At 75.4% G+C, this 2,226-nt stretch carries 2 protein-coding genes; both read left to right on the top strand.

Annotated elements, in window-relative coordinates:
- The coding region (locus GFJ45_RS15890; protein ID WP_153399024.1) for an AAA family ATPase at nt 1-1,842 on the top strand (1,842 nt) is incomplete at its 5' end.
- 122 nt (nt 1,843-1,964) lie between these two features.
- Nucleotides 1,965-2,226 (top strand): hypothetical protein (locus GFJ45_RS15885; protein ID WP_153399021.1); only part of this gene is annotated, 262 nt, incomplete at its 3' end.

The following is a 2,226-nucleotide window of genomic DNA, read 5'->3' as shown; positions in this document are numbered from 1 at the left end:
CCCGCGCCGGGCGGGGTGTGGGCCATCGACGTCGTCGACGGCGAGGAGCCGGTGCGGCGGGCGGCCGCGCAGCTGCTGGCCGGGGTCGTGCTCGTGGCTGACGCCGCCGAGGCCCGGGCGGTGCGGTCCCGGGACCCCGCGCTGACCGCGGTGACGGCCCAGGGCGACGTCTACGGGCCCGGCTGGGTGCGCGGCGGCTCCGCCTCGGCGCCCAGCCTGCTGGAGGTGGAGGCTGCGCTCACCGCTGCGCAGGAGGAGCTGGCCGAGGTGACCGCCCGGCAGGAGCGGGCCTCGTTCGCGCTGTCGGCCGCGACCGAGGAGCTGACCGGCCGGGAGGCCGAGGCGGAGGAGACGCTGGGGCGGTTGCACGAGAACGACGCCCGGATGGCCGCGGTCGCCGAGAAGCTGGGCCAGCTGGGCAGCACCGCCCGGTCGGCGCGCAGCGAGCAGGAGCGCACCACGGCGGCCATCGCCCAGGCCCGCTCCCAGCTGGAGCAGCGGCAGGCCGAGCTCGCCGAGCTGCAGCAGCGGCTCGGCGACGCCGAGCACGAGGAGCCCGAGGACGCCGAGCCCAGCACCGACGAGCGCGAGCGGCTGGCGGAGGCCGCCGCCCGCGCCCGGTCCCGAGAGACCGAGGTGCGGCTCGGGCTGCGCACCCACGAGGAGCGCGCGCGGGCCCTGCAGGGACGGGCCGACTCCCTGGAGGCCGCAGCCCGCAACGAGCTGGCCGCCCGGGAACGCGCCGCGGCGCGGCGCCGCCGCCGGGAGCAGGAGAGCGCGGTCGCCGCCGCCGTGGCCGAGGCCGCGCAGTACCTCGTCGGGCAGGTGGAGCGGCTGCTGGTCGAGTCCCGGGCCGAGCGTGACCGCGCCCGGGAGGCGCAGCAGCGCCGCGAGGCGGGCCTGGCCACGGCACGCGGCCAGGTCACCGAGGCCTCCGAGGAGCTGCGCGAGCTCACCGACTCCGTCCACCGCGACGAGGTGGCGCGGGCCGAGCAGCGGCTGCGCATCGAGGCGCTGCAGACCAAGGCGGTCGAGGAGCTGGGAGTCGACCCCGAGGTGCTGGTCGAGGAGTACGGCCCCGACCAGCCGGTGCCGCCGGTGACGGCCGGTGACGCGGCCGCGGACCAGGACGGCGAGGGGGAGACGGAGCCGGAGCCGGAGGGCGTGCCGTTCGTCCGCCAGGAGCAGGAGAAGCGCCTCCGCAAGGCCGAGCGGCGGCTGAGCTCGCTGGGCAAGGTCAACCCGCTGGCGCTGGAGGAGTACGCCGCGCTGGAGGAACGGCACAAGTTCCTCACCGAGCAGCTGGAGGATTTGCGCCGCTCCAAGGAGGACCTGCTGGGCATCGTCAAGGAGGTCGACGAGCGGGTGCAGCGTGCCTTCGCCGAGGCCTTCGAGGACACCGCCGAGCAGTTCCGGCGGGTCTTCGACCGGCTGTTCCCCGGCGGCGAGGGGCGGCTCACCCTCACCGACCCCGACGACATGCTCACCACCGGAATCGAGGTGGAGGCCCGGCCCCCGGGCAAGAAGATCAAGCGGCTCTCGCTGCTCTCCGGGGGTGAGCGGTCGCTGACCGCGGTGGCGCTGCTGGTGGCGATCTTCAAGGCCCGGCCGAGCCCGTTCTACATCATGGACGAGGTGGAGGCCGCCCTGGACGACACCAACCTCGGCCGGCTCCTCACGCTGTTCGAGGAGCTGCGCGACGCCAGCCAGCTGATCGTGATCACCCACCAGAAGCGCACCATGGAGGTGGCCGACGCCCTCTACGGCGTCTCCATGCGCGGCGACGGCATCACCACCGTGGTCTCCCAGCGGATGCGGGACCTGCAGCCGCAGCCGGCGTGAGGAGCCGGCCGCGGTGCGGCAGCGGGGCCACCCGCTGTGCGCCGGCTCAAGGTTCCCTGTGAATCGGTTGACCCGCCGCCGCTGCGCTTGGTATAGCGACCCGGGTGAGGCACCCTGGACTCATGACCGCTGTCGTGATCGCGATGCTGCTGTGCGTCGCTGCAGGCCTCGTCGTCGTGGGCTACGTGGCTATCGAGGCGCGCCGCGACGGTCGGGGGATCTGGACGCCCGAGGGCGAGGAGATGATCGCCCACGCCCGCCGGCAGGGCGAGCACCTCGTCGAGCGCGGTGAGCGGCTCGGCCGCCGCACCGCCTCCACCGTCCGGCGCGGCCGACCCGGCCCCGGCGAGGAGCCGCAGCAAGCCGCTGAGGCCGAGCAGCAGG

The sequence above is a fragment of the Ornithinicoccus halotolerans genome (genome assembly GCF_009602535.1).
GTDB classification, from domain to species: Bacteria; Actinomycetota; Actinomycetes; order Actinomycetales; family Dermatophilaceae; genus Ornithinicoccus; species Ornithinicoccus halotolerans.
This window is presented reverse-complemented; position numbering and strand designations above follow the sequence as displayed.